General features: G+C 69.6%; 33 protein-coding genes, 10 pseudogenes and 1 riboswitch. Of the genes and pseudogenes, 18 read left to right on the top strand and 25 right to left on the bottom strand.

What is annotated here, in order from left to right; translation table 11 throughout:
* Positions 1–27 precede the first annotated feature (27 nt).
* From G7085_RS27045 to G7085_RS35330, 3 genes and pseudogenes are all read left to right on the top strand, one after another.
* Positions 28–384, top strand: coding sequence for a MerR family transcriptional regulator (locus G7085_RS27045; RefSeq protein ID WP_331715732.1), 357 nt, complete (start codon positions 28–30; stop codon positions 382–384).
* 44 nt (positions 385–428) lie between these two features.
* Positions 429–752: pseudogene (locus tag G7085_RS35335) on the top strand (HEAT repeat domain-containing protein); the annotation flags it as partial.
* Between the two features lie 29 nt (positions 753–781).
* Positions 782–949, top strand: a pseudogene (locus tag G7085_RS35330) (HEAT repeat domain-containing protein); the annotation flags it as partial.
* Between the two features lie 156 nt (positions 950–1,105).
* On the opposite strand, the gene G7085_RS27035 reads toward G7085_RS35330, so the two are convergent.
* Positions 1,106–1,426, bottom strand: coding sequence for a HEAT repeat domain-containing protein (locus G7085_RS27035; protein ID WP_231979612.1), 321 nt, complete (start codon positions 1,424–1,426; stop codon positions 1,106–1,108).
* Complete coding sequence (locus tag G7085_RS27030) at positions 1,375–1,812, bottom strand: HEAT repeat domain-containing protein (RefSeq protein ID WP_231979611.1); 438 nt, start codon at positions 1,810–1,812, stop codon at positions 1,375–1,377. Before G7085_RS27030 ends, G7085_RS27035 begins: the two co-directional genes overlap by 52 nt.
* Here G7085_RS27030 and G7085_RS27025 point away from each other — a divergent pair.
* From G7085_RS27025 to G7085_RS27010, 8 genes are all read left to right on the top strand, one after another.
* Positions 1,811–2,356, top strand: a complete 546-nt coding sequence (locus G7085_RS27025; protein WP_231979610.1) for a diadenylate cyclase — start codon at positions 1,811–1,813, stop codon at positions 2,354–2,356. The two genes, G7085_RS27030 and G7085_RS27025, sit on opposite strands and share 2 nt — an antisense overlap.
* On the top strand, positions 2,335–2,790 hold the full coding sequence (locus G7085_RS16185) for a hypothetical protein (protein WP_197511746.1): 456 nt from the start codon (positions 2,335–2,337) through the stop codon (positions 2,788–2,790). The genes G7085_RS27025 and G7085_RS16185 overlap by 22 nt, the downstream gene beginning before the upstream one ends.
* 5 nt (positions 2,791–2,795) lie before the next feature.
* Positions 2,796–2,960, top strand: a complete 165-nt coding sequence (locus G7085_RS16180; RefSeq protein ID WP_197511745.1) for a hypothetical protein — start codon at positions 2,796–2,798, stop codon at positions 2,958–2,960.
* 31 nt (positions 2,961–2,991) lie between these two features.
* A riboswitch (TPP riboswitch) is annotated at positions 2,992–3,099 on the top strand.
* A 31-nt stretch (positions 3,100–3,130) separates the two neighbouring features.
* Positions 3,131–3,733, top strand: a complete 603-nt coding sequence (locus G7085_RS16175; RefSeq protein WP_197511744.1) for a thiamine ABC transporter substrate-binding protein — start codon at positions 3,131–3,133, stop codon at positions 3,731–3,733.
* Between the two features lie 294 nt (positions 3,734–4,027).
* A complete protein-coding gene (locus G7085_RS16170; protein WP_197513102.1) occupies positions 4,028–4,165 on the top strand; it encodes a hypothetical protein in 138 nt (45 codons plus the stop codon).
* Positions 4,162–4,710 (top strand): hypothetical protein, encoded by a 549-nt coding sequence (locus G7085_RS27020; protein WP_231979609.1) that lies wholly within the window; start codon positions 4,162–4,164, stop codon positions 4,708–4,710. Before G7085_RS16170 ends, G7085_RS27020 begins: the two co-directional genes overlap by 4 nt.
* A complete protein-coding gene (locus tag G7085_RS27015; protein ID WP_231979608.1) occupies positions 4,695–5,111 on the top strand; it encodes an ABC transporter permease family protein in 417 nt (138 codons plus the stop codon). Before G7085_RS27020 ends, G7085_RS27015 begins: the two co-directional genes overlap by 16 nt.
* Entirely contained in the window at positions 5,081–5,359 is a 279-nt protein-coding gene (locus tag G7085_RS27010) for an ABC transporter permease subunit (protein ID WP_231979607.1), read from the top strand. Before G7085_RS27015 ends, G7085_RS27010 begins: the two co-directional genes overlap by 31 nt.
* Here G7085_RS27010 and G7085_RS32935 read toward each other — a convergent pair.
* Complete coding sequence (locus G7085_RS32935) at positions 5,352–5,555, bottom strand: hypothetical protein (RefSeq protein ID WP_331716054.1); 204 nt, start codon at positions 5,553–5,555, stop codon at positions 5,352–5,354. The two genes, G7085_RS27010 and G7085_RS32935, sit on opposite strands and share 8 nt — an antisense overlap.
* On the opposite strand from G7085_RS32935, the pseudogene G7085_RS27005 reads away from it, so the two are divergent.
* Both G7085_RS27005 and G7085_RS16160 read left to right on the top strand, forming a co-directional pair.
* Positions 5,463–5,726, top strand: a pseudogene (locus tag G7085_RS27005) (ABC transporter permease subunit); the annotation flags it as partial. The gene G7085_RS32935 and the pseudogene G7085_RS27005 sit on opposite strands and share 93 nt — an antisense overlap.
* Before the next feature lie 70 nt (positions 5,727–5,796).
* Positions 5,797–6,771 carry an ABC transporter ATP-binding protein gene (locus G7085_RS16160; protein ID WP_197511743.1) on the top strand — a complete coding sequence of 325 codons (975 nt, stop codon included), beginning with the start codon at positions 5,797–5,799 and terminating at the stop codon, positions 6,769–6,771.
* A 77-nt stretch (positions 6,772–6,848) separates the two neighbouring features.
* Here G7085_RS16160 and G7085_RS16155 read toward each other — a convergent pair whose 3' ends face one another.
* From G7085_RS16155 to G7085_RS16135, 5 genes are read right to left on the bottom strand one after another with little or no spacing between them, the layout of a single operon-like run.
* Positions 6,849–7,178, bottom strand: a complete 330-nt coding sequence (locus tag G7085_RS16155) for a hypothetical protein (protein WP_197511742.1) — start codon at positions 7,176–7,178, stop codon at positions 6,849–6,851.
* Positions 7,148–7,396 (bottom strand): hypothetical protein, encoded by a 249-nt coding sequence (locus G7085_RS16150; protein WP_197511741.1) that lies wholly within the window; start codon positions 7,394–7,396, stop codon positions 7,148–7,150. Before G7085_RS16150 ends, G7085_RS16155 begins: the two co-directional genes overlap by 31 nt.
* Positions 7,393–7,746: a hypothetical protein gene (locus G7085_RS16145; RefSeq protein WP_197511740.1), complete on the bottom strand. Its 354-nt coding sequence runs from the start codon at positions 7,744–7,746 to the stop codon at positions 7,393–7,395. Before G7085_RS16145 ends, G7085_RS16150 begins: the two co-directional genes overlap by 4 nt.
* Positions 7,747–7,784: 38 nt before the next feature.
* Positions 7,785–8,303, bottom strand: coding sequence for an MFS transporter (locus tag G7085_RS16140; protein WP_197511739.1), 519 nt, complete (start codon positions 8,301–8,303; stop codon positions 7,785–7,787).
* Positions 8,303–8,743, bottom strand: coding sequence for a DUF2871 domain-containing protein (locus G7085_RS16135; RefSeq protein ID WP_197511738.1), 441 nt, complete (start codon positions 8,741–8,743; stop codon positions 8,303–8,305). Before G7085_RS16135 ends, G7085_RS16140 begins: the two co-directional genes overlap by 1 nt.
* A 94-nt stretch (positions 8,744–8,837) precedes the next feature.
* Between G7085_RS16135 and G7085_RS16130 the strand changes: the two genes are divergently transcribed.
* Positions 8,838–9,428 carry a TetR/AcrR family transcriptional regulator gene (locus G7085_RS16130; RefSeq protein ID WP_197511737.1) on the top strand — a complete coding sequence of 197 codons (591 nt, stop codon included), beginning with the start codon at positions 8,838–8,840 and terminating at the stop codon, positions 9,426–9,428.
* Positions 9,429–9,640: 212 nt separating this feature from the next.
* Here G7085_RS16130 and G7085_RS16125 read toward each other — a convergent pair whose 3' ends face one another.
* Positions 9,641–10,006 (bottom strand): CDP-alcohol phosphatidyltransferase family protein, encoded by a 366-nt coding sequence (locus G7085_RS16125; protein ID WP_197511736.1) that lies wholly within the window; start codon positions 10,004–10,006, stop codon positions 9,641–9,643.
* 58 nt (positions 10,007–10,064) lie between these two features.
* Between G7085_RS16125 and G7085_RS16120 the strand changes: the two genes are divergently transcribed.
* Together G7085_RS16120 and G7085_RS16115 are read left to right on the top strand one after the other, a co-directional pair.
* Positions 10,065–10,382 carry a YidH family protein gene (locus tag G7085_RS16120; protein ID WP_197511735.1) on the top strand — a complete coding sequence of 106 codons (318 nt, stop codon included), beginning with the start codon at positions 10,065–10,067 and terminating at the stop codon, positions 10,380–10,382.
* Between the two features lie 40 nt (positions 10,383–10,422).
* Positions 10,423–10,692: a DUF202 domain-containing protein gene (locus G7085_RS16115; protein WP_197511734.1), complete on the top strand. Its 270-nt coding sequence runs from the start codon at positions 10,423–10,425 to the stop codon at positions 10,690–10,692.
* 192 nt (positions 10,693–10,884) lie between these two features.
* On the opposite strand, the pseudogene G7085_RS16110 reads toward G7085_RS16115, so the two are convergent.
* Together G7085_RS16110 and G7085_RS16105 are read right to left on the bottom strand one after the other, a co-directional pair.
* Positions 10,885–13,388: pseudogene (locus tag G7085_RS16110) on the bottom strand (ATP-dependent Clp protease ATP-binding subunit).
* Positions 13,389–13,501: 113 nt separating this feature from the next.
* Positions 13,502–13,831 carry a histone-like nucleoid-structuring protein Lsr2 gene (locus G7085_RS16105; RefSeq protein WP_197511733.1) on the bottom strand — a complete coding sequence of 110 codons (330 nt, stop codon included), beginning with the start codon at positions 13,829–13,831 and terminating at the stop codon, positions 13,502–13,504.
* Between the two features lie 709 nt (positions 13,832–14,540).
* Here G7085_RS16105 and G7085_RS35325 point away from each other — a divergent pair.
* A pseudogene (locus G7085_RS35325) lies at positions 14,541–14,729 on the top strand (NADH-quinone oxidoreductase subunit D-related protein); the annotation flags it as partial.
* Positions 14,730–14,820: 91 nt separating this feature from the next.
* Positions 14,821–15,009, top strand: a pseudogene (locus G7085_RS35320) (NADH-quinone oxidoreductase subunit D-related protein); the annotation flags it as partial.
* A 26-nt stretch (positions 15,010–15,035) separates the two neighbouring features.
* On the opposite strand, the gene G7085_RS16090 reads toward G7085_RS35320, so the two are convergent.
* The 14 genes and pseudogenes from G7085_RS16090 to dacB form a co-directional block, all read right to left on the bottom strand.
* The gene (locus G7085_RS16090) at positions 15,036–15,515 is read right to left on the bottom strand and encodes a hypothetical protein (protein WP_197513098.1); all 480 of its coding nucleotides are present in this window, start codon (positions 15,513–15,515) and stop codon (positions 15,036–15,038) included.
* Positions 15,516–15,647: 132 nt separating this feature from the next.
* Positions 15,648–15,878 carry a hypothetical protein gene (locus G7085_RS16085; RefSeq protein WP_197511732.1) on the bottom strand — a complete coding sequence of 77 codons (231 nt, stop codon included), beginning with the start codon at positions 15,876–15,878 and terminating at the stop codon, positions 15,648–15,650.
* Positions 15,878–16,057, bottom strand: a complete 180-nt coding sequence (locus G7085_RS35315; RefSeq protein ID WP_408647124.1) for a hypothetical protein — start codon at positions 16,055–16,057, stop codon at positions 15,878–15,880. The genes G7085_RS16085 and G7085_RS35315 overlap by 1 nt, the downstream gene beginning before the upstream one ends.
* Positions 16,058–16,185: 128 nt before the next feature.
* On the bottom strand, positions 16,186–16,311 hold the full coding sequence (locus tag G7085_RS32930; protein ID WP_331715730.1) for a hypothetical protein: 126 nt from the start codon (positions 16,309–16,311) through the stop codon (positions 16,186–16,188).
* A 25-nt stretch (positions 16,312–16,336) separates the two neighbouring features.
* Positions 16,337–16,744: a 2-amino-4-hydroxy-6-hydroxymethyldihydropteridine diphosphokinase gene (folK, locus tag G7085_RS16075; protein ID WP_331715729.1), complete on the bottom strand. Its 408-nt coding sequence runs from the start codon at positions 16,742–16,744 to the stop codon at positions 16,337–16,339.
* Positions 16,737–17,222 (bottom strand): dihydroneopterin aldolase, encoded by a 486-nt coding sequence (folB, locus tag G7085_RS16070; protein ID WP_231979605.1) that lies wholly within the window; start codon positions 17,220–17,222, stop codon positions 16,737–16,739. The genes folK and folB overlap by 8 nt, the downstream gene beginning before the upstream one ends.
* Positions 17,219–17,938, bottom strand: a pseudogene (locus G7085_RS16065) (dihydropteroate synthase). The gene folB and the pseudogene G7085_RS16065 overlap by 4 nt, the downstream one beginning before the upstream one ends.
* 16 nt (positions 17,939–17,954) lie before the next feature.
* Positions 17,955–18,465, bottom strand: a pseudogene (folE, locus tag G7085_RS16060) (GTP cyclohydrolase I FolE).
* A pseudogene (gene ftsH / locus G7085_RS16055) lies at positions 18,398–20,548 on the bottom strand (ATP-dependent zinc metalloprotease FtsH). Before ftsH ends, folE begins: the two co-directional pseudogenes overlap by 68 nt.
* Before the next feature lie 156 nt (positions 20,549–20,704).
* Positions 20,705–21,085: a hypothetical protein gene (locus tag G7085_RS16050; protein WP_197511730.1), complete on the bottom strand. Its 381-nt coding sequence runs from the start codon at positions 21,083–21,085 to the stop codon at positions 20,705–20,707.
* A 147-nt stretch (positions 21,086–21,232) separates the two neighbouring features.
* The gene (hpt, locus tag G7085_RS16045; RefSeq protein ID WP_197511729.1) at positions 21,233–21,784 is read right to left on the bottom strand and encodes a hypoxanthine phosphoribosyltransferase; all 552 of its coding nucleotides are present in this window, start codon (positions 21,782–21,784) and stop codon (positions 21,233–21,235) included.
* Positions 21,785–22,189: 405 nt separating this feature from the next.
* Positions 22,190–22,702 (bottom strand): tRNA lysidine(34) synthetase, encoded by a 513-nt coding sequence (locus G7085_RS16040; RefSeq protein ID WP_197511728.1) that lies wholly within the window; start codon positions 22,700–22,702, stop codon positions 22,190–22,192.
* The gene (locus G7085_RS16035; RefSeq protein ID WP_197511727.1) at positions 22,660–23,685 is read right to left on the bottom strand and encodes a zinc-dependent metalloprotease; all 1,026 of its coding nucleotides are present in this window, start codon (positions 23,683–23,685) and stop codon (positions 22,660–22,662) included. Before G7085_RS16035 ends, G7085_RS16040 begins: the two co-directional genes overlap by 43 nt.
* Positions 23,685–24,373 (bottom strand): annotated as a pseudogene (dacB, locus tag G7085_RS27000) (D-alanyl-D-alanine carboxypeptidase/D-alanyl-D-alanine endopeptidase). Before dacB ends, G7085_RS16035 begins: the two are co-directional and overlap by 1 nt.
* Positions 24,374–24,472 lie beyond the last annotated feature (99 nt).

The raw sequence follows: 24,472 nt of genomic DNA, 5'->3' as shown, positions 1-24,472 counted from the left end.
AGATCCTGGGGGCTAACCCGTGGAGGAGTGGCTGCGCATCGGGCAGGTCGCCTCCCGGACGGGCTCACACACCGCACGCTGCGGCACTACGACGAGATCGGCCTGCTCACTCCCAGCGGCCGCACCGACGTCGACTACCGGCTCTACTCCCGCGATGATCTGCGGCGGCTGCTCGCAATCCAGAACCTGAAGTCGCTCGGCCTGTCGCTCACCGAGATAGCGGCGGCACTCGACGAGGGCGTCGACGCCTCCGCGCTGCTGGGCAGGCACGCCGCCGTGGTCGAGGACCGGATCGCCGAGGAGCAGAGGCTGCTCGCGACGCTGCGCCGCCTTCAGGGTGCCGCGGACGCGGGTGGGACGAGGTGCTCGCCGCGATCGCCCTGACCGAACGGCTCCGGCACCCCGACCCGGCCGTCCGGTTCCGGGCGATGCTCACCGACCCCGAGGCCGCGCCGGTCGACGTGCTGATCGACCTCCTGAGCGACCCCGTGGCCGGGGTGAGGGAGACCGCGACATGGGCCGTCGTGCAGCAGCCTGAGGCGCGCGGCGAACTGATCGCGCGGATGCGGGGCGGAGACGCGCAGTCACGCCACGCGCTCGCACACGTGCTGGGAAAGTTGCGCGACGCGGCGTCGGCGGGCACCCTCGTCGAGCTGCTTGCCGACACCGACGAGCGGGTCGCCGCGAAGGCGGCCTTCAGCCTCGGGCAGGTTGGCGGCGACGAGGCCGTCACTGCACTGGTCGAGGCGCTCCGCGAGCCCCGGCCCGGGTCAGGGATGAGGTGGTCGCTTCGCTGGCCCGCATTCCCGGGTCGCTCCCAGGGTTGGTCGGCGCTCTGGGTGCCGAGGATCCGACGACCCGGGAGGCGGCGGCCGACGCCCTGGGGCTGCTGGCCGACCCGGCCTCGGTGCCCGCACTCGCGGTCGCGCTCGCGGACCCGGATCCGGAGGTGCGCTTCGCGGCGCTCGCCGCGCTGGGGCAGGTCGATGATGAGGCGGCCGGGCGCGCCATCGGGGAGGCTGTCGGCTCCCCGATGAGCGCACCCGGCTGCTCGCGCGTCGCCTGGTCGCGGACCGTCAGGCCAGGTAGCGGCGGGCCATTGCCGCTACGACGGTGTCACCCGAGGAGGCTGCGAGCCTTCCGAGGTGCCCGGTCGCATCCTCACCCAGCTGACCGAGCGAGGCCACGGCCGCGATCCGCACCTCGGGTCCGCATCGGCAGCGGCGACCTCCAGCGCATCGGCGGCGCCGACGGCGTCCATTCCAAGGTGGCCGAGCGCCTCGGCGGCGTGCTCACGGGTCCCGACGCGGTCGCTCCGGAGCGCGGCCACCAGCGCGGGCACAGATGCCTCCCCCACCGCGGCGAAGGCGTTGCTCAGGGCATCGCGCTGCAGCAGGTCGCCGTCGCCGATCCGCGTCGCGAGCACCTCGACGGCGCGCGCCCCGCCGGTGTTGACGGCGGCACGGTAGGCCTTGATGGCGACGTCGGCGTGTGGGTCGCCGACCAGGGGCTCAGGCGCTCGAAGTGGTCCGGGTCGCCCACCTTGCTCATCACGTGGGCGGCGGTGCGGCGGTCGGTTGCCTCATCGCTTCCCAGCATGGAGCCGAGCAGTTCCCCGGCGTCGGAGGCGTGCTGCACGATGGCCCAGGTGAGGTCCTCACGGACGCAGGAGTCGGGCTCCACCCGGATCCGCTCCACCAGGGCCTCCGCGACGGCGCCGTCCCGGACGGTGCCGAGCGCAAGCGCCGCGTGCCGACGTTCGGTGCCCACGGGGCTGCCGAGGGCCTGGATCAGGGACTGGGTATCGTTCATGGCCACGACGCTAAACCCTCACGTCGCGTCAGGGTCAAACCGATGCGTCCCGCACGGCCACGCGCGCCCCCGCAGGAACACTAGACTTGGGCCCGATCCGAGGAGGCACATCCGTGGCGAAGTCAACCGTCCGCCGCTACCTGAAGCTGCTGGCCCCGGCACGCAGCTGCGGGCAGGGCTAGACCGGATCCTCCACGGCCGCACCGGCGCCCTCATCGTGCTCGGCAACAACCAGCACGTCCAACACGTGAGCTCCGGCGGCTTCAGGATCGGCGTCGACTGCACCGAACAGGCCCTGCGCGAGTTGGCGAAGCTGGACGGGGCCATCGTTCTCTCCAACGACCTGTCCCAGATCGTCGCGGCGGGCGTGCACCTCGTACCCGCGGGCGACCTGCCCACCGCGGAGACGGGCACCCGCCACCGCTCCGCCGACCGCACGTCTCAGGCCGCGGGTCTGCCCGTCGTGACTGTGTCGGCGTCGATGGGAACCATCTCGGTGTTCTACGAGGGCACCGGCACGTCGTGGAGACCGTGCAGCAGGTGATCAGCCGGGCCAACCAGACGCTGGCGGCCCTCTCACGCGTCTCGACGCGACTGACGGAGCTGTTGGAGCAGTTCTCCGCGCTGGAGATGGGCGAACAGGTGACGCTGCGTGACCTCACCCAGGTGGCCCACCGCCTCGAGCTCGCCCGCCGGCTCAGCTCGGAGATGCAGTTCCACATCGACCTCCTCGGTGTCGAGGGCCGGATGGTCGCACTGCAGCACGCCGAGCTGGCGGCCAACTTCTCCGGTCTCGGAGACCTCATCGAACAGGACTACGCCCCAACGTCGCCGACCCCGACGAGTTCGACCTCGGCACGCTGCACAACTTCTCCCACGACGAGCTCTTCAGCGGGCAACTGGTCGCGGAGCGGCTCGGCTTCGGGCCCAACCCCAATCTGGAGCAGCACCTGGACACGCGCGGCATCCGGCTCCTGACCACCATGGGCCGCCTCCCCGCCTCACTCGTGTCGAAGCTGATCGATGCCTTCTCCCTGCAGGAGCTGTTCGGTGCCTCCACCACCGTGCTGATGGAGATCGACGGCATCGGCCCCACCCGGGCGCGCCAGATCCGCGATGCCCTGATGCGCGTCAGCGAGACGGGCTGATCCGTCGCGTCGCGGTTGGGCTAGTGTTGGCGACGCATCACAGGGGAGCGCCACGGGGCGCTGAGAGTGCGGGCTGGGACCGCAGACCCTCGAACCTGATCCGGTTAACACCGGCGTAGGGAGTGGGACCTCCCCGGCGCGCGCCGGGCCTCCGATAAGGAGACAAACCGATGACACGTTTCTCAACCATCGCGCTGGTCGGCCTCACCGCCGTCGCGCTGTCAGCCTGCGGCGGGGCCGGCACCTCGTCCGGGACCGCACCGGAGCCGTCGAAGAAGCTGACGGTGGTCACCCACGACGCCTTCACTCTTCCGGAGGAGCTGCTCACCAGCTTCGCCGAGCAGACCGGCTACGAGGTCACCTACGTCGCCCCGGGCGACTCGGGCAGCCTGGTCAACCAGCTGGTGCTCACCAAGGACTCGCCCCTCGGCGACGTCGTCTACGGCATCGACAACACCTTCGCGTCGCGGGCCGCTTCCGAGGGTGTGCTCGCCGACTACACCTCGAGCGCGCTACCCGCCTCGGCGGAACGGTTCGCCGCCGCGCACCTGACTCCCGTCGACTTCGGCGATGTGTGCATCAACGCCGACACGGCCTGGTTCGAGGACAGGGGCCTCGCCATCCCCCGGACGCTCCGGGACCTCACGGACCCGCGGTACCGCGACCTGCTCGTCGTCACCAATCCTGCGTCGTCGGCCCCGGGCTGTCGTTCCTGCTCGCCACCATCGGCCAGATGGGTGAGGACGGCTACCTGGACTACTGGCGGGACCTGAAGGACAACGGCGTGAAGATCGCCTCCGGCTGGACCGAGGCCTACTACACGGACTTCTCCGGCGCCGACGGCAAGGGCCCGCGGCCGCTCGTGCTGAGCTACGCCACCTCCCCGCCTACACCCTCGACGGCGACACCTCCACCACGCAGGCGTTGCTGGGCACCTGCTTCCGCGCGGTGGAGTACGCCGGTGTCCTCAATGGCGCCGCCAACCCGAGGGTGCGGAGAAGTTCATCGACTTCCTGCTGAGCCCGGAGGTCCAGGCAGCGGTCCCCGAGAACCTCTACATGTACCCGGTGGACACCACCGTCGAGCTGCCCGTCGACTGGGCCCGCTTCGCGCCGCTGTCGGACAATCCGATCGATGTGCCCGCCGACACCATCGGCGCCAAGCGGGACGACTGGATCCGGGAGTGGACCGAGGCCATCGGGTGAGCCGCGTCGGCTGGCGGGCCGGCTGGGCCGTCGCGGCCGCCGTCCCGCTCGCCTTCCTCGGCGTCTTCTTCGCCTGGCCCGCCGCCAACCTGATCCTGCGTGGCTTCCATGACGGCACCGGGTGGACCATGGAGGGCTTCCGGTCGGTGTTCTCGTCGGCCCGCACGTGGCGCGCGGTCGGGTTCACGCTCGCCTCGGCGTCGGTGTCGACCCTGGCGTGCCTCGGGCTCGGTCTCCCGGGCGCGTACCTTCTGTACCGCACGCGGTTCCCCGGGCGCGGCGCGCTGCGGGCGCTGGTCGGCATCCCGTTCGTGCTGCCCACCGTCGTGGTGGGGGTCGCGTTCGGCGCGCTGCTGCGGCCCGACGGGCCGTTCGGCTGGGCGGGGCTCGCAGGCACGCCCGCGGCCATCGTCCTGGCGATGGTGTTCTTCAACTACTCCGTGGTCGTGCGCACCGTCGGGACGATGTGGGAGCGACTCGATCCACGGCCCGCCCAGGCGGGAGCGACCCTGGGCGCCTCCCCGCCCGGGTGCTTGTCACCGTGACGCTGCGGGCCCTCGCGCCGGCGATCGTGTCGGCCGCATCGCTGGTGTTCCTGTTCAGCGCCTCGTCGTACGGCATCGTGATGGTGCTCGGGCAGGGCGCCTACCAGAGCATCGAGACCGAGATCTGGTTCCTCACCACCCAACTGCTCGACCTGCCCGCGGCCGCGGCCCTCTCCGTCACGCAGCTGGTGATCGTCACCCTCGCCCTGTGGCTGAGCGGTGCCGCGCAGGCGCGCACGACGACGGCGCTGCGGCTCCGGCCCGACCCGGCCGCCGGGCGGCCACTCGTCGTGCGGCGGGACTGGGGCGCGCTCACGGTGACCCTCGCAGTGACGGCCGGGCTGCTTGTGCTGCCGCTGGCGAACCTGCTGTGGCGCTCCCTGCACCGCGGCGGGAGCTGACCCTTGCCAACTTCACCCAGCTCGCCACCGAGGGTGCGATGGGTGCGACTCTGTGGGGCGCCACGGGGACATCGCTGGTGACGGCTCTCGCCGCGACCGGCATCGCCGTCACCCTGGGTGTGCTGGTCGCCCTCGTGGCGTCGCGGCGACCGCACGGCAGGCTCCCCGCGCGGGGCTGGCTGCGCTCGAGTCGCTCTTCCTGCTCCCGCTGGGGGTCTCGGCCGTCACCGTCGGCTTCGGCTACCTGATCACGCTCAACAGGCCCCGTTGGATCTGCGATCCAGCCTGGTTCTGATCCCCGTCGCGCAGGCCGTCGTGGCGCTGCCGCTGATCGTGCGGATCCTGCTTCCGGTGCTGCGTGCCGTCGACCCCGGGCAGTTGGAGGCGGCCGCCACCCTCGGCTCCGGGCCGCTGCGGGTGCTGCTGCGCATCGAGCTGCCCCACCTGTGGCGAGGCCTGGGGCTGGCGGCGGGGTTCGCGTTCGCCACCTCGCTCGGCGAATTCGGAGCGACATCGTTCCTGGCCAGGCCCGACAACCCGACGCTGCCGGTTCTCATCTTCCGCCTGTTCGGCCGCCCCGGGTCGGACACCTACGGCATGGCGCTGGCGGCCTCTGTGCTGCTGGCAGTATTGGCGGGGCTCACGATGGCGGCGGCCGAACGGCTGCGGCCCAGGAGGTATCGACGTGGTAGCGGGTCTCGAGGTGCGCGGGGTGCAGGTGCGCTACGGCGCGACGGTTGCCGTCGACGGTGTGAGCCTGGTGGTCGAACCGGGCACGGTGGTCGGGCTGCTCGGCGCGTCGGGTTCGGGGAAGTCGACCCTGCTGCGCGCCATGGCCGGGCTCGAGCCACTGACCGCCGGGTCGGTGCTCTGGGACGGCAACGACCTCGCCGGCGTCAAGGTGTTCAAGCGCAACTTCGGGCTGGTGTTCCAGGATGCGCAGCTGTTCCCGACCATGACGGTGGCAAAGAACGTGGCCTACGGTTTGGGCAGGCTGGGTAGGGCCGAACAGCGCGCCCGGGTCGAGGAGATGTTGGAACTGGTCGGGCTTCCGGGGCTCGGCCACCGCCGGCCCACGGAGCTGTCGGGTGGCCAGGCGCAGCGGGTCGCTCTGGCGCGGTCGCTCGCCCCGTCGCCCAGGGCGCTCCTGCTGGACGAGCCGCTGTCCGCGCTGGACACGGGGCTGCGCCGTCGGCTCGCCGTGGACCTCGCCCGGATCCTCCGCGAGACGGGCACGACCGCCGTCCACGTGACCCACGATCATCAGGAGGCCTACACGGTGGCCGACCGCGTCGCGGTGCTCAGCGAGGGCCACCTCTTACAGGTTGCCGACCCTGAGACGCTGCGGCACGCCCCGGCCTCGCGTGAGGTTGCCGCCTTCCTGGGGGCCAGGGCGTTCATCACGGAGGCGACGGCCAGGGCGCTCGGTTGGCCCGGATCGCTCACGACCGGCGAGATCCTCGCGGTGCTTCCGGGGTCGCTCACGATGGACGCCGACGGTGCCGAGGTCGAGGTGCTCGACCAGGGCTACACCGTCGACGACGTCGAGATCGGCGTGCGGCTGCCGGACGGGCAGCGTGCGGTGGTGTCGTCGCCCGACCGGGTCGCGACCCCCACCGTGCGCGTCAGGCTGGCGACCGGGGCCCCGGTGCCGGCCTGACCCTCAGTGCGCCGGGGTCTCCTCCATGGCAGCGGCGGAGCCGTGGCGGACGGTGGCCTTGAGGCGCAGCGCGGCGATCAGGCCGAACGAGAGGACGACGGCCGCCGCGGCGACCGCCCACGCGCTGGCGTGGGCCATCGTGTCGGGGTGGCCTGCTGCAGGATGTGTGTGCCGAGCACCCCGGTCAGGACCGTTCCGCCCATCGCGGCGCCCAGCGCCGAGCCGACCTGACGGACCGTCGACTGGACGGCCGATCCCGCGCCCGACTGGGCGACGGGCACGTCGCCCAGCACCAGCGACGTCACCTGCGCCGAGGCCAGACCGACCCCGACACCGTAGACGAGCATCGTCAGGGCGACCCACAGGGAGCCGGACTTCACCGCGACGAAGCCAGCGGTCGCGGCCACCCGACGACCTCGAGGACGAGGCCGAGGATGACGACGCGGGCGGCGCCGAGCGCCGCGGCGAGGTGGCGGGCTGAGGCGCCCGCGACGAACGCACCGAGCGCCATGGTGACGAGCACCAGGCCCGCACCCAGGGTGTCGAGGCCCAGCGTGGTGGTGAGGTAGAGCGGCAGCACGAAGATCAGGGCGAACTCGCCGACGGCGACCAGCCCGGCCGTCACGTTGCCCCACGCGAAGCTGGGGATGCTGAACAGCGAGGTATCGAGGATGCCGACGCCCGCAGCCTGCTCTCATGGGCGATGAACAGGGCAACGAACACGGCTCCGACCAGCAGCGCGACAGGCACCGCCGAGACGGCCGCGTCCATCCCCCAGGTGATCGGGCCGAGCTCCAGCACGGCCTCAGGCTTCCACCAGCCGAGGTTGGCACCCTCGATGAGCCCGAACACCAGCGCGCCGAACCCGACGGCCGCGAGGACCGGGCCGAGGAGATCGGTGCCCAGCGCGCGGTCGCCGCGGGTGTTGTCGACGAAGAGCAGCGTGAGGACGATCAGCACGATCCCGATCGGCACGTTGACCCAGAAGATCCAGTTCCAGGTGGCGTACTTGGTCAGCAGCCCCCCAGCAGAGGCCCGAGAGCCGCTGCACCGGACATGACGGCGCCCCACACACCGAACGCGACGGCCCGGTCCTTGCCTCGGAACGTGGCGTTGACCGTCGAGAGCGTAGAGGGGAGGATCAGGGCGCCGCCGACCCCCTGCACAGCGCGGGCCCCGATCAGGGCCGCGGCCCCGCCGGACATGGCGGCGAGCACGCTGCCGAACGCGAAGATGGCGATGCCGACAATGAGCGTCGTGCGCCTCCCGAAGCGGTCACCGAGGCGCCCGGCGGTGAGCAGCAACGCCGCGAAGACCACGGAGTAGAGGCTGTTGACCCATTCGGCGTTGGTGAGCGACATCTGGAGGTCGCGGATGATGACGGGGAGAGAGACCCCCACGATCGTGCCGTCAAGCACCACGATGCCGAGCGATACGGCAAGGATGCCGAGGGCGACCCAGCGGCGCGACCCACTCAGGGTCTGCGCCATTGCCGGCGTCGCTTCCGCGTCGGCGTGGCGGAGATCAGACATCAGATCTGTTCCTTTCCGAAGAAGCCGATCTTGTTGCCGAGCATGAGCAGCAGCAGGACGAATCCCGCGGTCACGCTCATGTGACCGAGGCCGGACATGCCGGCGATCATGGGCGAGTCGGCGAAGGAGTTGCCGAGCACCTGGAGGCAGCCCTTCACGATCATCATGGAGCCCGTGAGCAACACGCCCACGTTGTAGGTGATGAGGAAGGCCTTCCAGCGCTTGGGGAGGCTGCTGAGCTCAAACTGGTTCTCGAGCAGCATGAAGATGAGGCCGAGGATGGCGCCGAGTGTCAGCCAGTGGGTGTGCACGACCGCGAGCTGGGTGCCACCGGGAGAGCCGTTGAACTTGGTGAACTCGCGGTAGAAGAGTCCGCTGGCGAGCCCGAGGGCGGTGTAGGCGGAGGCGAGGAAGTACTGGGTCTTGATGGCCTTGCTCATGGCTGTTCTTTTTCCTTGGGTTTTAGGGACATGTCGTCGCTATCAATGGTATGTTCGCGACACCCTGTCGTCAAACAGCGTGAGACAATGCCACATGCCGAAAATCTCCGCTGCAACCGTCGCCGAACACCGCGAGCAGGTGCGGGGCGCCCTCGTGGACGCCTCCGAGGCGATCCTGCGGGCCGGAGACCCACTCACCGCGGGCGCGGTCAGCTCGGCGGCAGGCATCGCACGCAACTCCATCTACCGGTACGTGGACCGTGTCGACGACCTCCGCGGCCTGGTGCTCGAGCGGTACCTCCCCGCCTGGGACGAGGCCGTCTCCGGTGCGCTCGCTTCCGTGAGCGACCCCGGGGAACGGATCGTGGTGTGGGTGCGGGTCAACCTCGAGCAGGCCCTCAGCACCGGGCACAGCTGGCTGATGGACATCTCCCGTGGCTCGGGTACCTCGACCGCCACCACCGCTGTCGCCGAGTATGCCCACCGGATCCTGCGCGATCCGCTGGGTTCGGCCTGGCTCGAGTTGGAGCCCGACCCCACGGAGGCCAGGATCCAGTCCGCGCTCACGCTCGGGCTCCTCGAGGCCGCGTTCCAGCGCCTCGAATCCGACCTGCCGTCAGATCGCCTGATCGACGCTACGGTGCGGGCCGCGCGGGCGCTGGTGGAGTCGTCGCGGCGCGGTTAGCGGCCGCGACGCGCTGCCCCACCGTGACGACGCTGCCGACGCACACCACTGCGAGGCCCACCACGAGCGCGGTGTCCCCCACCCGAGCCCCGCGACGAACAGGGCGAGGAGGGTGATCACGAGGCGGTCGGTCCGCTCGAACAGCCCCACCGAGGCGTCCCACCCTTCTGCCTCCGCACGGGCGCGGGCATAGGAGACGAGGAATCCCGAGATCAGCGCGCCGAGCCCCAGCCACACGAGCCCTGGCTGTGGCCTGCCGCCCAGACGACGATGCCTGCGAACACGGCCGCGTCGGCCAACCGGTCGAGGGTGGAGTCGAGGAACGCCCCGAACCGGGTCTCCCTGCCACCCAACCGCGCCATGGTGCCGTCGAGCCCGTCGCCGAGCAGGAAGACACAGATGACGGCGGCCCTACGGCCAGGCGGCCCGCAGGGAGCAGGGTCAGCGCGGCGAGGACCACACCACAGGTTCCGGCCACGGTCACGGCCGTGGGGCTGAGCCCCATGCGCAGCAGGAGCCTGGCCAGGGGGTGAGAGCGCGCCCGTAGGCGCCGCGGAGGCGGGACAGCACTCAGCCACCGTAGTCGTCCCGCCCAACGGTTCACGTCGGCCCGACCCGGGCACTAGTGTGACGATCATGGCAAGGCAGCGCTTCCCCAGGTTCGTGTACGGAACCGGATCCGAGCCGGATCCCCGGTTCACGATGGCCAATGAGCGCACCTTCCTGGCCTGGATCCGCACCTCGCTCGCCCTGCTGGCCGGCGGCATCGCGCTGGAGGTACTCGGCCTCGGGCTCCACGAGGGCCTCCGGTTGGCTGCGGCGCTCGTGCTGATGCTGACCTCGGTGATCGCGACCCCGCTCGCCTACCTCGGCTGGACCAGGAACGAGAGGGCGCTGCGCTCCGGAACACCGCTCCCCCGTCGCCGTTCGGGCTCCCGCTCACCGTCAGCGTGACGCTCAGCACGGTGCTCGTCGTCCTGGCATTCCTGCTGCGATGAGCGGGGCGCCCTTCGACCCCGGCCTGCAGCCCGAGAGGACACGGCTCGCCTGGCAACGCACCGCCATCTCGATCGCCGTCGGCGCGCTCGTCTATGCAAGGGTGGAGTCGGACATTCTGGGGCTGGCGAGCTGGATCTGCGCCATCGTGGGCGCCGCGGCCGGCATCACGATCGGATTCTGGTCGCGGCAGCGGTACCGCTACACGCACAGTTCGCTCACGACAGGCACGGTCAAGCTGCCCGACGGCCTCCTCCCCTCGTCGTGACCACCGTGGTGCTCGGGGCGGCCGTACTGGCTCTGGTCGTCGCCCTCATCCGCGCCCTCGCCTGACGCCGTTCACCAACCCGTAGCCGACATCGGCCCTGTTGCTGATCCCGACCCGGACACCGGGGAGCCGCCCTGTCTGCAGGGACGCGAAAGGGGGTGGACCGTGGCGGTCCACCCCTCGCGTCCGGGATCAGGCTCCCGTTTCGCCCTCGATCACCGGTGCCAGTTCGGTCACGTCGGCCTTGGCGACACCCTGGAACTTGAACGGGGACTCCGAGCCCTCCTCCGCGACGTCGACCTGGACGATCTGCCCGGCCTGAAGCTCCCCGAACAGGATCTTCTCCGCGAGGATGTCCTCGATGTCACGCTGCAGGGCGCGACGGAGGGGCCGGGCCCCGAGAACCGGATCGAAACCACGCTTCGCAATCAGCGTCTTGGCCGCGGGCGTGAGCTCGATGCCCATGTCCTTGTCCTTCAGCCGCATCTCGATCTGCGCGACCATCAGGTCGACGATCCGCTCGATATCGGCCTGCGACAGCTGGTGGAACACGACGATCTCATCTACGCGGTTCAGGAACTCCGGACGGAAGTGCTGCTTCAGTTCGTCGGAGACCTTTGCCTTCATCTTCTCGTAGCTGGATTCGGTATCACCGGCCTTCGCGAAGCCGAGGTTGACCGACTTCGAGATATCCCTCGTGCCGAGGTTGGTCGTCATCACGATGACCGTGTTCTTGAAATCGACGACCCGACCCTGCGCATCGGTGAGACGACCCTCATCGAGGATCTGCAACAGCGAGTTGAAGATGTCCGGGTGCGCCTTTTCGATCTCGTCGAACAGGACAACCGAGAACGGCTTACGCCGCACCTTTTCGGTGAGCTGGCCGCCCTCTTCGTAACCGACGTACCCGGGTGGCGAACCGAACATCCTCGATGCGGTGTGCTTCTCGGAGTACTCGCTCATATCGAGGGTGATCAGCGCATCCTCGTCACCGAACAGGAACTCGGTGAGCGCCTTGGTGAGTTCCGTCTTCCCGACGCCGGACGGACCGGCGAAGATGAACGAACCGCTGGGACGCTTCGGGTCCTTCAGCCCGGCGCGGGTGCGGCGGATCGAGCGGGAGAGCGCCTTGACCGCGTCGTGCTGGCCGATGTAGCGCTTGCCGAGTTCCTGCTCCATGCGGAGCAGTCGCTGCGACTCCTCCTCCGTGAGCTTGAACACCGGGATGCCGGTGGATCCGGAGAGCACGACCGCGATCTCCTCCTCGCCGACAACGGCGGGGATGTCGGAGTCGCCCTGCTTCCAGGCCTCCTCCCGCTCGGCACGCTGCGCGCGGAGCTTCTGCTCCTCGTCACGCAGGCGGGCCGCCCGCTCGAAGTCCTGGGCGTCGATCGCCGCGTCCTTCTCGACCTTGTTGGCCGCGATGGCATCGTCGAACTCCCGCAGGTCGGGCGGAGCGGTCATCCGCTGGATGCGCAACCGGGCACCCGCCTCGTCGATCAGGTCGATCGCCTTGTCGGGCAGGAAACGGTCCTGGATGTAGCGGTCGGCCATGGTGGCGGCCGCGGCCAGCGCCTCATCGGTGATGGTGATGCGGTGGTGTGCCTCATACCGGTCGCGAAGGCCCTTGAGAATGTCGACCGTGAGCGCGACGGACGGCTCCGCCACCTGGATCGGCTGGAAGCGGCGCTCGAGCGCGGCGTCCTTCTCGATGTGCTTGCGGTACTCGTCGAGCGTGGTGGCGCCGATGGTCTGCAGCTCGCCGCGGGCCAGCATGGGCTTGAGGATGCTGGCCGCGTCGATCGCGCCCTCGGCGGCACCCGCACCCACGAGGGTGTGGATCTCGTCGATGAAGAGCATGATGTCGCCGCGGGTCTTGATCTCCTTCAACACCTTCTTCAGGCGTTCCTCGAAATCACCGCGGTAGCGGGAACCTGCGACGAGCGCGCCGAGGTCGAGGGTGTAGATCTGCTTGTCGCGCAGCGTCTCGGGACGTCGCCGCGGACGATCGCCTGGGCAAGGCCCTCGACCACCGCTGTCTTGCCTACACCGGGCTCGCCGATCAGGACCGGGTTGTTCTTGGTGCGACGGCTCAGCACCGTCATCACGCGCTCGATCTCCTTCGTGCGCCCGATCACCGGATCGAGCTGGTTCTCGCGCGCCGCCTGCGTGAGGTTGCGGCCGAACTGGTCGAGGATCTGCGAGTTGCCCTTCTCCGGGCCCGCCTCGGGAGCCCCGGACATCGTGGCCTCGCGCCCCTGGTAGCCGGTGATGAGCTGCAGCACCGTGCTGCGCACCCGTCCCAGGTCCGCACCGAGCTTGATGAGCACCTGCGCCGCGATCCCCTCGCCCTCACGGATGAGGCCGAGCAGGATGTGCTCCGTGCCGATGTAGTTGTGGTTCATCTGCAGCGCCTCGCGCAGCGAGAGCTCGAGAACCTTCTTGGCGCGCGGCGTGAACGGGATGTGACCCGTCGGCACCTGCTGGCCTTGGCCGATGATCTCCTCGACCTGTTGGCGGACCGCCTCCAGTTCGATGCCGAGGGATTCGAGGGCCTTTGCGGCAACCCCTTCACCCTCGTGAATCAGCCCGAGCAGGATGTGCTCGGTGCCGATGTAGTTGTGGTTGAGCAGCTTCGCCTCGTCCTGGGCAAGGACGATCACGCGCCGCGCGCGATCGGTGAACCGTTCGAACATGAAACTTCCCTCCTGCTGCCCGACATGGTGGCATGCCTGGCAGAAACACTTCCAAGCTTACTAACGCTCGGCGGGGATCCAACGATCCATGGTTCACCGCTCGCGAACGTCGATCAGTTGGCGGCCTCGTAGGCGGCGAGGACCTCGGCAGGGATGCGGCCACGGTCGGACACCTTGTGGCCGTTCTCCCTGGCCCAGGCACGGATGGCCGTGGTACCGCCGCGCGTGACGCGACCCGGCTGACGGCGGGCCCCACCCTGACGGGCGCCGCGGACCTTCTCGGCGTTGTCGATGAACGGCTTGAGCGCCGCCTCGAGCTTGGCGACGTTGGCGTCATTCAGATCAATGCTGTATGCGTTCCCGGCGATGGAGAACTCGACGGTCTGGGTGGCCGCAGTGCCATCAAGGTCGTCGGTAAGAATGACGCGGATCTCGCGTGCCATGGTGACTCCTAATTGGGTGGATGACTGGATATGGTGACCCTACAAGCAACAAGGTGCAGATCCAAGGGATATTCATGCAGAAACTCCAGAGGCTCACGATCGGCGAGTTGACACTGCCGGACCATGTTCCCGTTTCACTCGGAAATCGTCATCCGACAAGCACCGGAATCATCACCATCGACATTTCCAGCGACGACACAGGAGCGATCTCCACCGCGGATGTCACGACCGGATTCGGACATCGGGGCGCAGAGAAGCTGTTCGAGGTGCGCGACTACAGATCGATGATCATGCTCGCAGACAGGCACGACTGGCTCGCCGCCGCCAGCGGCGAACTGAGCCTGACTCTCACAGTTGAAAATGCGATGAGGCTCACCCCCACCCCACGGGCAGTGGTACTGCGCACCCTCCTGGCGGAACTGGCACGAATCCACTCACACCTGGCCTTTCTGAGTTATCTGGCCGACGATCGAATCGCCGCAGCGCTGTGGGAAGTCGTCGATTCCATTCGCCGACAGATGCTCGGCTGGGCGGGTAATCGCGTGCATCCCATGCTCAATCGGGTGGGCGGTCTGGCAGCCGACGCACCGGAGGGTTGGCTGGAGGCGATGGACGATCTGCTGGACGACGCCGCACGGGTCGCGGCCGACCTCCGGGCGTCCTCGCCGGCACCGGGCGCTTCACAGGGATCGCCGTGCTCGACCGCGAGATGTGCCTCACGTACGGCCTGTCAGGCCCGGTCGCGAGGGCGGCGGGCCTGGATCTCGACCGCAGGGCAACCGGATACCTCGCCTACGGCGAGGCCTTCCGCCCGGTGGACGGCCGGGCCGCAGGCGACGCGGAGGCCCGGTTCGCCGTCCTGATCGACGAGGTCGGCACGTCGGTCGACATGATCCGGATGCTCCGCGCGATCGCGCCACCCGGTGAGGTCTCGGTCAAGCTGTCGCGCCGGATGAAAGTGCCCGAGGGGAGCACACCACCGACATCGAGGCCCCTGGGGCATCGCGTCATGCCAACTCGTCTCGCGGGGTGGCGCGACACCCTGGCGCGTCGCGCTGCGCACGCCGTCGCTCTCCAACCTGTCCGCGCTCGGCGCCGCGCTCACCGGATGCACAGAAGACCGCATCCCCGATGTGGTCGCCAGTCTCGGCTACACGATCGGGGATGCGGACAAGTAGGTCGCCTGCGCCTCGGGCGCGGCACCTCAGGCGTGCAGGCGGAGCTCCGGGACCCCGTCGAGATTCAGCTTGGCAAGATCGACGAGCGTCGGGTGCTCGTCCTCGCCCCAGATGTCGTCGATGCTGGGTGTGACCGCCTTGCGGGGCAGCGTGACGATATTGGCGGTCTCCTCGGCCTCGAGCTCGGCAATGCGTACCTCGAGAGCCTCGACCCGGGCCTGCCGCTCGGCGACCTCGGCCCGCAGCCACGCGGCGTTGCCACGCATCGAGCTGAGCTCGGACTTGGCGGAGGCCAGCTGACCACGGAGCTTCGCGATGACGGCCTGCAGGTTCTCGGCGCGGGCGTTGAAGCGGCTGATCATCGCGACCGACTCCTCATGGAACCGGTCGGCCTGCTGCGAACGTAGGTCGATCTCATGCTTGAGCTCGTTGGCGTGCCGGACGCGTTCCGCGCCCAACTCACGCCAGGCCACGAACACGGCGGCAAAGGCCATCGCAACGGCCACGACCACACCGGCACGCACCACCCAGACACCCCGAGCAGGGACGCGAGCGACGCCACCGTCCCCACGGCGAGGATGGTGAGCGCGAGTGTGCGTTCAGAGGACTTGAGTGCAGCGCGACGACCAGGCATGGGGTCAGTATAGGAGCGCGTCAGCCGGAGCCCGTGGGGCCGGTCGGCGTGTCGCCGGATCAGATCGGTGACGGCGTGCCGTGCGGCTCGTCGTCGTCATCGTCGTCCTTGATGACGCACGCCCGCTCCAGGAGCAGCCCGGCCCCGCGAGCAGGAGCGACACGACGATGGTCACGGCGCCGAGGATCACCCGTTGCGACGGCAGCGGTGCGTCGAAGAGCTGCAGGTAGCGCATCACGTAGATGACATGGCCGCCCGCAACGGCGGCCCGGTCATCACCATCGCCTTCCCGACGCTCAACGCGATGAACGACTCCTGCGACGTGGCCTTGCGCTGCTCCCTCCGCTTCGGCAGCAGCCGGCTGTAGTAGGCGACGGCGACGGCGAGCAGCCCGACGGTGATGGGGAGCGACACCGGGACGACCGGCGGGAATGACCCCGCCGCATCGAAAGCGAGCAGCATCAACCAACTGACTACAGCGCCGGCCAGGACCGCGACGACGCCCTGGCGGGCGGTGGTCAGGCCGAGCTTCGGCCTGTCGCTCAAAATCCCGTGTTGGCAGAGATGACGATGTCGTCGCGGCGCACAATGCCGCTGACATCCAGGTCGTCGACCAGCTCGGCGATGGGGCCGTGGCCCGCGATCTCACCGTTCGGGTCGACGTCCAACCACGGCACCAGCACGAACGCGCGCTCATGGGCCGGGGTGCGGAAGCTCGATGCTCTCCTCGGAGATGCGCTTGCCGACCATGATCACGTCGATGTCGAGCGTGCGCGGGCCGAAGCGGACCTCGCGGGTGCGGCCGAAGTTGTCCTCGATGGCCTGCGCGCGGTCGAGGATCGTGAGCGGCTCGAGCGTTGACTCGGCCACGACGATCAGGTTCAGGAAGTCAGCCTGCTCCACCACGCCGACAGGCCTGGTCTGGTAGACGGGCGAGACCTCCACGAGGATCAGGTCGGGTGTCTCGGCGAGGAAGTCGACCGCCTCCTGCAGGATGCTGACCGAGTCGCCCATGTTGGACCCGAGGCTCAGCACCACCTTGGAGATCGGACGCAGATTACCGAGGGTGTCGACGTCGATATCGAAGGGGCCGTTAGACATGTCTACTCCTGCTGATCGTGACGGAAACATCCGCGAAGGTCTGGCTCAGGGGCGCGTTGGGCTTGTGCACGGTGACGATGGCGCGCTCCACCGTGCCGTGGGCAAGGCAGCGTTCGGCGATCTCACCCGCCACGGTCTCGATGAGGTCGCGGGGCTCACCTGTGACGACGGCCTCCACCTCATCCGCGATGTCGGCGTAGCTGACCGTCCGGCTGAGATCGTCGCTCGTGGTGTCAAGTTCCAACTCGAGGACCACATCGACGACAAACCGCTGACCATCGCGGCGCTCGTGGTCGAAGACGCCGTGATGGCCTGTTGCCGTGAGGCCGGTGAGGCTGATGCGATCGATGGGACCTGCTCCTTGGGGACTGTTTCTCTCAGTGACTCTAGCGCACCGTCGCGGGGCGGCTGGGCGACGGCGGCAGGGTTCGTAGCTCGACAGCCACCGCGATGGCGTCGGCCTGGGCCCCGACGTCATGGGTGCGGACCCCCACACATCGTGCAGGGCCGACCAGAACGACAGCGCCGCCGTCGCCCCGTCGCGGTCGTGCGGTTCACGGCCCCGAGGAGGTGGCCGAGGAAGGCCTTCCTGGAGGCACCCACCAGTAGCCGGTGCCCGAGCTCCTGGAAGCGGTCGAGGCGCCGCAGCAGCTGCCAGTTGTGTTCGGCGGTCTTCGAGAACCCGAGCCCTGGGTCGAGGATGATCCGCTCGGACCCGATTCCACCGGCCACCGCCGCGTCGCGCCGGGCGCCCAGTTCCGCGGTCACCTCCGCCACGACATCCGCGTAGCGGGCCTGCTCCTGCATCCGTGCCGAGTGGTCGCGCCAGTGCATCACGACGTAGTCGACATCCGTCGGGGCGAGCGTGGCGAACATGCCCGGGTCGGCGAGTCCGCCGGAGACATCGTTGACGATCCTGGCTCCGGCGGCGATGGCCTCACGGGCGACGTCCGCGCGCATCGTGTCGACCGAGACCACCACCCCTCGGCACTCAGCGCCTCCACGACCGGGATGACCCGGCGCAGCTCCTCGGAAAGGGAGACCCGTCCCGCACCGGGCGGGTGGACTCACCTCCGACGTCGATCACCCTCGCCCCAGGGCGAGCATCTCGCGGGCGTGCGCCAGCGCGATCTCGGCATCGAGGAACTCACCGCCGTCGGAGAACGAGTCCGGGGTGACGTTCAGGATGCCCATCACGAGGGTCACCGTGTCAGCGCCCCAGGATCAGGCTCATGGCCTCCGCCCGAGTCGCGGGATCACGCAGCTGGCCACGGACGGCCGAGGTCACGGTGCGGCTGCCCGGCTTGCGGACCCCGCGCATCGTCATGCACGTGTGCTCGGCCTCGACCACCACGATCACACCGCGCGCGTCGAGGTGCTCGACGAGGGCCTCCGCGATCTGCGTGGTCAACCGTTCCTGCACCTGGAGTCGGCGGGCGTAGCTCTCAACGAGCCTCGCCAGCTTGGACAGTCCCGTGACCCGCCCCCGGCCGAGGGATGTAGCCAACGTGCGCGACGCCGGTGAAGGGCAGCATGTGGTGCTCGCACATGCTCACCAGCCTGATGTCCTTGACGAGCACCAGCTCGTCATGGTCGATGTCGAACGTGGTCCCGAGGATCTCGGCGGCGTCGGTGTCGTAACCGCCACCCAGCTCAATCCACGCCTTCGCGACCCGCAGAGGGGTGTCGCGCAGGCCGTCGCGATCGGGGTCCTCGCCGATGGCCGCGAGAAGTTCCCGGACGGCAGCCGCTGCGCGCGGCAGGTCGACAGCCATCAGAGGCTCGGGGGGTGTCGGGCGGTCCCCAATGGGTGGGGGCCGCGGGCCGCTGGGGCGTGGACGACGGGATGCCGGTTGCGAAGTCGGGCCCCGCCTGCCTGGCGGGCAGAGGCTGTGGTGCACCGTCCTGCTGCGGGATCTCGACGGGCGGAAGGTCCGAGGGGACGCGCAGATCCGAGCCGGTCCATGCGGGCCGCTTCTCGCGGCGGCGCAGGTTCCTGAACACTTCGGCCACCTCCTGCTTGTTCAGCGTCTCCTTGCGGAACAGCTGACGCACCAGTTCATCCAGGACGTCGCGGTTCTCGACGAGGACGTCGAACGCCTCCTGGTGGGCTGTGTGGATGAGTTCGGTGACCTCCTCGTCGATGACCGCGGCCATCGACTCGGAATACTCCTGCGTGGAGTCGGTGCCACGCATGCCCATGAACGGCTCGGAGTCGCCGCCGCCGAGCTTGATGGCTCCGACGCGTTCGCTCATGCCGTACTGGGTGACCATGGCGCGGGCCACCTTGGTGGCCTTCTCGATGTCGTTTGCCGCGCCCGTCGTCGGGTCGTGGAACACCATCTCCTCGGCCGCGCGGCCGCCCATCATGTAGGCCATCTGGTCGAGCAGTTCACCGCGGGTCTGCGAGTACTTGTCCGCGTCGGGCATCACCATCGTGTAGCCGAGGGCGCGGCCGCGGGGAAGGATCGTGACCTTCTGCACCGGGTCGTTGCCCGGCATCGCGGCGGCGACCAGAGCGTGGCCACCCTCGTGGTAGGCGGTGATGAGGCGCTCCCGGTCGTTCATGAGGCGGGTGCGCTTCTGCGGCCCGGCGATGACGCGGTCGATGGCCTCGTCGAGCTGCGGCTGACGGATCATCTCCTCGTTCATGCGCGCCGCGAGCAGGGCGGCCTCGTTGAGGACGTTGGCGAGGTCGGCTCCGGAGAAGCCGGGCGTGCGGCGGGCGATCGACACCAGGTCGACGTCGCTGGCGAGCGGCTTGCCCTTGGCGTGTACCCCGAGGATGTGGGCGCGACCCTCGGCGTCGGGGCCTCGACGCCGATCTGGCGGTCGAAACGGCCGGGGCGCAGCAGCGCAGGGTCGAGCACGTCAGGCCGGTTGGTGGCTGCGATCAGGATGACGCCACCACGCACGTCGAAGCCGTCCATCTCGACCAGCAACTGGTTGAGGGTCTGCTCGCGCTCGTCGTGGCCGCCGCCCATGCCCGCGCCGCGGTGGCGGCCGACGGCGTCGATCTCGTCGATGAAGATGATGGCGGGCGCGTTCTCCTTGGCCTGTTGGAAGAGGTCGCGCACGCGGGACGCACCGACACCGACGAACATCTCGACGAAGTCGGAGCCGGAGATGGAGAAGAACGGCACGCCTGCCTCACCCGCGACGGCTCGGGCGAGCAGCGTCTTGCCCGTTCCGGGCGGCCCGTAGAGGAGAACGCCCTTGGGGATCTTGGCGCCGAGCTTCTGGAACTTCGCGGGCTCCGCGAGGAACTCCTTGATCTCCTCGAGTTCCTCGACGGCCTCGTCGGCGCCGGCCACGTCGCGGAAGGTGGTCTTAGGCGTGTCCTTGGAGACGAGCTTGGCCTTCGACTTGCCGAACGACAGGGGCCCGTTGGCTCCCCGCCCGACATGGACCGCATGATCCAGAAGAACAGGAAGATCAGCAGCAGGAACGGAAGTCCGGTGTAGAGCAGCGTGGTCAGGAGCGAGGGGCTGGGGTTGGTCGCGGTCCACTTCTCGAGCGTGCCGTCGGCCTTGCGCTTCTCGATGAGCTTGATGACATCGTCGACCTGATTTCCGACCCAGGCGGACTGCGTCTTTTCGCCCTGCTCGTCGACGATCTGGATCGCCTGCTCACCGTCGACGAGCGTGACCTCCTTCAGCTTCGAATCGCCGGCCAGGAGCTCCATCGTCTGGGACGTGGGCACCGTCTGGAACCCGCCATGGAGCTCAGCACCTGCATGCCGAGGATGAGGAACACCACACTGATCACGACCCAAGCCAGTGGGCTCTTGAGGAACTTCTGCAAGTCAGTCCGATCTCGTCGTTTCGCCGAGGGTTTCAGCGCACCGAAAGATTACCAGCGGGAGCAACTACTGCGGCCCGACCTGGCCACCTGATGGGTCTCCCACGGGCTTCGGGTCCCATGGCCGGGTCGGGACGACAAGCTCCGGGGACCGGCAGCTCAGTCCGCCTGGTCGAACCCCATGACGACGGCGGAGGCGCGGTGGCGGTCCCAGCAGAGCGTGATGCGGACGCCGTCCGGGGTGCGTTCCACCCGCTCGAGGAGGACGGTGGCGCCCTTGTGCAGAGGTAGGAGCAGCCGCAGCAGGCCGTGCGCGTCGGGCGAGCTGACAAGCACCGACAAGCCGTCGGCGAACCCGAGTCGCAGGGTGTTGCCGACGGGCGAGGCGCTGATCCGGCGCAGCGGGCTGGCCCGGTTCATGAGCTGGACGAGCCTGAGCACCAGGAGAGAATCGAGGCCGCCCCGGAACTCCGCCTCGATCTGGTTCAGGGACCTGGACAGGTCGTCGACCTGCCGGTCCCGGTCAGTCGCCCTTCCCATGAGGGCAGTATCCCCCGCGGTGACGCCCGCGGTGGAAGTACGGCTGAGCCTCGGGCGGAACTGCCGCCCGCGCCCGCCGGGCTGGGTCCCGCGATGCGCGCCGCGACTGTCGCGGTGTGACGCTGTGTGACGCTGGGGGGTGGAGGCTCAGCTGTAGACGTGCTTGGCGAGCGTGCCGACGTCGCGCAGGTTGCGGTAGCGGCCCGAGTAGTCGAGGCCGTAGCCGACCACGAACTCGTTGGGGATCTCGAAGCCCACGTACCGGACGGGGACCTCCATCTGGGCGGCGTCGGGCTTGCGGAACATCGTCATGATCTCGAGGCTGGCCGGGCCGCGGGAGGCCAGGTTGCTCATCAGGTACGACAGGGTGAGCCCGGTGTCGATGATGTCCTCGACCACGATCACGTCGCGCCCCTCGAGGTCGGCGTTGAGGTCCTTGAGGATGCGCACGACGCCGCTGGACTGCGTGCCCGCACCATAGGAGGAGACGGCCATCCAGTCCATCTCGACGTGGCTGCGCATGGCGCGCTGCAGGTCGCTCATCACCATCACCGCGCCGTTGAGCACCCCGACCAGCAGGATTTCCCTGCCGGCGTAGTCCTCATCGATCCGTCGCGCGATCTCGTTGATGCGCTCCTGGATCTGGTCGGCGGTGAACAACACCTTTTCGAGGTCCTGCGACACGTCTTTAGCATCCACGGCCCTGAGCCTATCGCGGCTCGTGACGGGTCGCACGCCGGGTGTGGACCAGCCGGCCCGCGACACGCTCCACCTCTCCGCCGGTGACGGACACCGCCCCTGGCCCCGCCAGGCGAGCAGGAGGCGGTCCACGGCGAACACGTGCGCCTGTTCCGGGAGGCTCCCCGCTCATCGAGCCAGCGGTGGAGCACGCGCCACCGGAGCGCATCCGGGAGCGCCACGAGCGCGGAGCATTCGGGCTCGTCAGGGGCATGGTGGGCCTGCGCGAGCGCATCGAGGGCATCGGCGTCGGCCCGCGCGAGGACCGCCCCCGTGCCAGCGCCGGGGCGATGTCGCGGCCGAGGCCGTCGCACAGGTCACTCAGGAGCCGCCGGGCGCGGACGCGGGCGAAGGCCGGGTCGTCGTTCATCGGGTCGCTCCACCAGTCGATGCCCCAGGCTCGGCAGGCGGCTTCCGTGTCGACGCGCCGCAGCCCGAGCAGCGGTCGGTGGAACGGGCCGCGCACTGACGCCATCCCGCGAGCGACCGGGTGCCGGAGCCGCGGAGCAGGCCGAGGAGCACCGTCTCGGCCTGATCGTCGAGGGTGTGCCCCAGCAGCACCGGCAGCCCATCGGCAGCGAGTGCCACCAGCCTCGCCTCGCGGGCAGCGGCCTCGACGCCGTCACCGTCGGGGCTGACCTCGACCCGCACGATCCGTGCCCGGACGCCGTACGTGGCGAGGCTGTTGACTGCTCCCTCCGCAATCCGTGCCGAGCCTGCCTGGAGGCCGTGGTCGACCACCACGGCGGTGGCGACGCCGGTACCCCTGCGCCGGACGGCCCAGTCGGCTCCGAGTGCGAGCGCGAGGGAGTCCGCGCCGCCGGAGCAGCCGACGATCACGTCGCCTTCGGGCAGCCCGGCGGCGACGGCCTGCGCCACCAGCAGCGCGTCGGGGCCAGCTCCCGCCTAGCCATGTACCCGGTCGACCCAGGCGCGCGGGGTCGCGATCTCATCGGCGGTCGGTAGATTTCCCTGGGCCTCGAAGGCGGCGCGGAGGGCCCGGCGTCCCGGTACATCGTGACCTTCCTGCAGAACTCGAGACCGTCGCGGTACTGGGCCTGCTTGTCGAGGACGCGGCTCAGCCCGCGTCCCGACCTGCGGGTGAAGGCCGACCGCAGCTTCGCCACCGTCGGGATGTGCGTCCTGCCCACAGCGTCGGCGGTGTGGTCCGCGTGCCCCTCGAGGAAGGTCATGGCGCTCACCAGCTCGCCGAGCGCCTCCCCCGCCGGCCCGGTGGCCAGCAGGGAGGCGATGTCGCCGGTGCGGGCCCAGCCCGCGAGCCCCTGCAGGCTCGAGGAGTCGTCCTCGAACACAGTCCGGGCGCGCCCGGCGATCCAACCACGGAGCCACGGGGCGGCCCTGAACTGCAGGGAGTGCGTCTGTTCGTGCAGGGAGACCCAGAGCCGGAAGTCGGCCGGGTCGAAGCGGTGCGCGCGCTCGTGCGCGACGATCGTGGGTGCCACCAGGTAGAGGGTGTCCGCCCCGGTGTAGGCGTCGTACTGGCCGAGCAGCCGCCTGCCTGCCACCTTGAGGCCGACTCCGAGCAGCAGGGCGTTGCCGACCCCGCGGACACTGGCGACCGGCCCTGGCCGTCGGGGGCAAGCTCCAGCGCCGTGGAGGCGTGCTCGACCATGCCGTGCACGGCACGCCCCAACCGGCCCAGTCGACGACGCTGATCCGCGCCGCACCCGGCGAGTCGATCCCCATGTAGGCGGCCACCAGCCCGCCGGCCCTGCGTGCGGTGACGCGCAGGTCGGCCACGAGGCGCTGCAGTTCGGGGCCGTGAGATCTGGAAGGTCGCGGTTGCCCGCGGACGCCACCCGCAGCGCGAGATCCCAATCGATGTTCGCCGCGTGTTCCATCAGCACCCGCAGGAGGCGACGACACCGGTTGCCTGGTCGGCCCACACCTTGGCGGCCCATCCGTCGGGTGGCCCGTTGATGACGAACGCGAAGGAGACCTGGCGCCCGTCGGCGGTGAGGGTGGTGCCCGCGAGGGTCGACACCAGCGAGAGGGTCCCCGTCTTCGCACGCGCCACCCCCGGGCGGGCCGGGAGATGTCGTCGGTGAAGCGGTCGGCCAGGGTTCCGGTGACGCCCGCAGTCGGCAGGCCGTCCAGAATGACGGAGAGGCGGGGTTCGCTGTCGAGCAGCAGGACGGCCCTGGCGAGCATGTTCGCGGTGACCCGGTTGCCGCGGGACAAGCCGGAGGCGTCGTGCAGCACGGTGCCCTCGTCCCAGACGCCGAGCTCGACCAGCTGCTCCGCGATGGCGGCGACACTGCCCGCGAACGTGGTCGGCTGACCACTGAGGCGGGCAAGTTGGAGTCCGAGGATCTCGGTGAAGGAGTTGTTGGAGCGGTTCATGGCCGTCTCGACGAGCACGTGCACCGGGAGCGACTCGACCCGCGCGATCTCCTGCCCGGCGCCCGCGGCGGCGGCAGGTTCACCCGTGACGGCGATCCCTGGGCGGCGAGTTGGTTGGCGAACGTCTTCGCCGCATCGAGGGCGGGGTACGGCTACGGCCCCGGCGGCCAACTTCCCCTCGTCCACCCAGAGGGCCGAGATCTGAGTGACCTGGTCGCGGTAGGTGGACGGCCACGCGTCGTTCCAGCCAGGCTCGGCGAAGTAGGTGGCGTCGTAGCCGAGGGT

This window comes from Tessaracoccus coleopterorum (assembly GCF_011174705.1).
Taxonomy (GTDB): domain Bacteria; phylum Actinomycetota; class Actinomycetes; order Propionibacteriales; family Propionibacteriaceae; genus Arachnia; species Arachnia coleopterorum.
This window is presented reverse-complemented; position numbering and strand designations above follow the sequence as displayed.